Source organism: Pseudactinotalea sp. (assembly GCF_048594945.1).
GTDB lineage: Bacteria > Actinomycetota > Actinomycetes > Actinomycetales > Beutenbergiaceae > Pseudactinotalea.
This window is the reverse complement of sequence record NZ_JBMDXJ010000168.1, coordinates 1-3,913: the sequence shown is the minus strand read 5'-3', so window position 1 is coordinate 3,913 and position 3,913 is coordinate 1. Positions and strand designations below refer to the sequence as shown.

4 protein-coding genes and 1 pseudogene are annotated in these 3,913 nt (G+C 70.8%); 4 read left to right on the top strand and 1 reads right to left on the bottom strand.

Annotated elements, in window-relative coordinates; all coding sequences use genetic code 11:
- Nucleotides 1-684 precede the first annotated feature (684 nt).
- Nucleotides 685-942 carry a hypothetical protein gene (locus ACOJSN_RS07545; RefSeq protein WP_420111890.1) on the bottom strand — a complete coding sequence of 86 codons (258 nt, stop codon included), beginning with the start codon at nucleotides 940-942 and terminating at the stop codon, nucleotides 685-687.
- A gap of 130 nt (nucleotides 943-1,072) precedes the next feature.
- Between ACOJSN_RS07545 and ACOJSN_RS07540 the strand changes: the two genes are divergently transcribed.
- The 4 genes and pseudogenes from ACOJSN_RS07540 to ACOJSN_RS07525 all read left to right on the top strand — a co-directional run.
- Nucleotides 1,073-1,282: a hypothetical protein gene (locus tag ACOJSN_RS07540; RefSeq protein WP_420111889.1), complete on the top strand. Its 210-nt coding sequence runs from the start codon at nucleotides 1,073-1,075 to the stop codon at nucleotides 1,280-1,282.
- On the top strand, nucleotides 1,282-1,947 hold the full coding sequence (locus ACOJSN_RS07535) for a LysM peptidoglycan-binding domain-containing protein (RefSeq protein WP_420111888.1): 666 nt from the start codon (nucleotides 1,282-1,284) through the stop codon (nucleotides 1,945-1,947). The genes ACOJSN_RS07540 and ACOJSN_RS07535 overlap by 1 nt, the downstream gene beginning before the upstream one ends.
- A complete protein-coding gene (locus tag ACOJSN_RS07530) occupies nucleotides 1,944-3,698 on the top strand; it encodes a phage baseplate assembly protein V (protein WP_420111887.1) in 1,755 nt (584 codons plus the stop codon). Before ACOJSN_RS07535 ends, ACOJSN_RS07530 begins: the two co-directional genes overlap by 4 nt.
- A gap of 9 nt (nucleotides 3,699-3,707) precedes the next feature.
- Nucleotides 3,708-3,913: pseudogene (locus ACOJSN_RS07525) on the top strand (hypothetical protein); the annotation flags it as partial.

The window sequence follows — 3,913 nt, the reverse complement described above, 5'->3', positions numbered from 1 at the left end:
TGCCGCCCCCATGACCGCTGCCACCCTCGGTGCCCCTTCCCATGACCGCCAATCACTCCGGGCCGACTCACGCGGCCCTGTCAGCGACCGCGCCGCGTCGCGTGGCACTGCACCTCTGCGACGTGCGACACAAACGGCCGCAACGCTGCCACGCGCGGCGGACGCTGCCGCACCACCAGCACGCGCGACGGGATCTGCCGCACCGCTGCGCCGCGCAACACGAGTCGCCGCTGGCGCCGCCGCCCCGCGCGAATCGGCCGCGCTCACACCCCGCCCGTTGGCGTCAGCCATGCTGCCCGCCGCGACGCGGGGGAGCGCCGCACCGGGCCGCGCCACGCCGTCGACTGCCCATCCACCCGCCGCCTCCCTGACCGCCGGCACCTCGACCGCTGGCATCCCGACCGCAGTCACCGCCGGTGTGGACAGGACGGTGCGGCGCACGGCGACGTCAGGCCTACGAGCGGGGTCGCCGGCCGACTGGCGGGGGCACGAGCACGGGTACGAACAGGGGGACTCGCGGACTCCGGGGATCCCCGGCGTCGGACATCGCCGTGCGGGAGCGGTGGTTCGGCGGCGCGTCACGACTGGTCTGGGACTCGAGCCGGCCACCTTGCGGCGCACTCGCACATCGGACCGGCCGACCATGGCGATCCGGCAGGCGGGGGCGGCTCGACTGGGTGGCGTTCACGGAGTGCCGACCGCTGCGCTCGCCACGCCGCGGATGACGAACGCCGATGGTCCGCTGCTCGGCACACCCAGGAGCGCTGCTCCCTCGCCTGTGGCAGCCGTGGCCGCCCCGGCTGCCCCGGCCGCGACGTCAGTGCGACCGCGCGTGAGCGGCAGCGCGGCCAGCCCGATGAACCTGGCGGTGCTACCGCCCCGCGTGCTGGTCGGGAGCGGCCGCACGGGGGCGCCGCCGCCATCGGCAACACCACCTGCCACAGTGCCACCCGCCACGCCTGCCGCCGCGGGAGCGACGATCCGCCGGCTCGCGAACCCATTGGGCACCGGTGGCGGAGACAGACCACCGAGCGGACTGGGCGCGCGCCTTGCGCCAGGAGAGGGCACCACGATGCGGTACACGTTCATGCAACCGGAGCCGGCCTCCGCTGCGGCTCCCGCCGAACCCGCGTGGGCGTCAGAGCTGGAACAACGGCTCGTCGATCGGGTGGATGAGTGGTTCGCTCGCGAGCTCGACGAGCGGGTGATCAGGATCGTGGAGGACAAGCTTCGCGACGAGACCGAGCGGCGCGCCTGGCGCGGCGGGGCGGGAGTGTTCTGATGGCAGGTCCAGGGCCGGTCAAGGCGTTCCTCGAGGTCGAGGGCGGCGAGAAGCTGCCGTGTCTGTTCAACCCCGCGCAGCTGCAGCTCACCAGGGTGAACCGGTGGGAGGGCCAGACCCGCCCAGGCCGTGGTGTGCCACGGCTGCGGTACGCGGGATCGGAATCGGGTTCACTCACCGTCGACCTGTTCTTCGACACCACGCACGAGGGTACGGCGGTCACCACGTACACCGGCAAGATCCTTCAGCTGATGGAGATCGACCCGTCGCTACCGGGCACCGATGAGCCGACCGGTAACGCCCGGCCTCCGGCGGTCACGTTCCACTGGGGTGACCTGCACTCGTTCAAGGCAGTCGTCGCCTCGCTCGACCTCACGTTCACCTACTTCTCCTCCACGGGCACGCCGCTGCGGGCGAGGCTCGGGCTCGTGCTGCGTCAGTACGAGGAATCACGAGCGTTCGGGCCGCAGAACCCGACCTCGGGCACGCCGAACCCGCACCGGGTGCACCGGGTCCTGGCGGGCGAGACGCTCGACCGCATCGCCGCCCAGTACTACGGCGACTCGACCCGGTGGCGCCTCCTCGCCGACGCGAACGGCATCGCTGACCCGCTCGCCGTCAAGCCCGGTGCGCTGTTGGCCGTGCCACGGCCGGAGGCATCATGACCATCACCGGAGCACCGCGGGTCCAGCCGCATACGCAGACCCAGCTGGCCATCAGCATCGACAGAACCCCCCTCGGGATCGCCGATCAAGAACGGCTGCTGGAGGTGCGTGTCGACCTGGGGGTGCGGACCATCGGGCAGGCACGGCTGACCTTCGTCGATCGTCGCGGCGACGGGGACCTCGCCACGCGGCTGCTGATCATCGACAAGGAGGTGACGATCTCCTCCGTGGAGCCGTCGGCCGTCGTGATGACGGGCACGATCACCGCGATCGAGATGGATGCCGACCGATCGGGCACCACGGTCACCGCCGTCGTCCAAGACGACGCGCGCAAGCTCGCGCGTAGTCGAGGCATCGTCGCCTACGAGGATCAGTCGTACTCCGACCTGATCACCAAGCTGATCAAGGACTGTGGGTTCAAAGCCGACGTCCCCAGACTGCCCGAGCGGTTCCCGTGGTTGCTCCAGGCGGACACGGTGCTGGGCCTGATCGACGAGGTCGCGGGCCGATTCGGCCTCGACTGGGCCGCCCACCGCGACACGCTCGCGCTCTGGTCGGTGAGCCGAACCGCACCGTGGGCGAGCCGACAGACACTCACGCTCGCGACTGAGTTGTTGACCTTCAGCGTCCGCCAGGTCGATCACGAGCCGCGCAGCTTCACGGTGCGCGGCTGGGACAGCTCCGGCCGCAGGCCCGCGATCGCCACCGCGCAGGTGCGCAGTACCCGCGATGGATTCGCGCCGAGAGAGGGCAACAACGGCGACGTGCTGGCGTCCAACCAGGTCTCAGCGACATCCGAGGAGGTGAAAGCAGTCGCGGAGGGCTTGGCGGCTGCCGCAGGCCGCGTCAGCGGGCGTGGCAGCGCGATCTTCCTCCCGCAGCTGCGGCCGGGGGGTGAGGTCGAGATCCACGGCGCCGGCAGCGCCGATGGCCTCTACTACGTGCGCGAGGTGACGCACCGGACGGACGCCTCCTCGCTCCGGACCGAGTTCGTCGTGGGCGATCGGGCCCCTGTGCAACTGAGCGACCCCTGGCGCTCGCCGCCGCGGCTCTCGAGCCTGCGGCGTCACGGCGTCACCATCGGGATCGTCGACAACGTCAACGACCCCGAGGAGCTGGGCCGTGTGCGTGTGAGCCTGGCCGGGATGGCCGAGCACACCTCATCGGCGTGGGCTCGCGTGCTCTCGCTCGGTGCTGGCAAGGGCCACGGGCTCGTGATGCTGCCCGAGGTCGACGACGAGGTGCTGGTGGCGTTCGAGGACGACGACGTCCGTCGTCCTGTCGTGCTCGGTGGTCTGTTCGGGGCCAAGACGCAGGTGGCTGGCCCCGCGCCGGTCGACAGCGGCCGTGTCGAGTCCCGGCACCTGATGTCGCGCAACGGTCACCGGGTGGCGATCGCGGATGGCGGAGCGAACGGCGAGTTCGTGCAGATGGCGCTCGCCGGTGACGCCAAGCGCGTGCACCTGGGCAAGGACGGCACCGAGATCGCGGCGGACAACACACCGCTGAAGATCTCCTCCGGCGGCGCATCGATCAGCTTCGACGGCAACGGCAACATCACGATCTCGGCGCAGAGCCTGACACTGAGCGCACAACAGACCGTCAAGGTCGAGGGCATGGACATCGTCGAGAAGGCAAGCAACGGCTACGAGGCCTCCGGTATCCGCACGACCCTCAATGCGAGCGCGACCGCCGTGGTCAAGGGTGCCGCGTCCGCGGAGATCAGCGGCGCCATGGTGAAGATCAACTAGGGGACCGTGATGACCATCCAGCCCAGCATGGGAGCGACCGGATCCGCCGCCGACTTCGTCGGACGCGGCTTCGGTTGGCCGATGCGCGTGGACCACACCGGCGCACTGGCACTGAGCGGAGGCGGGGGTGACCTCGACGATGCGATCCGCGTGGTGCTGCTGACCGCGCCGGGGGAGCGGGTGATGCGTCCCCAGTTCGGCTGTCGCATCTGGGA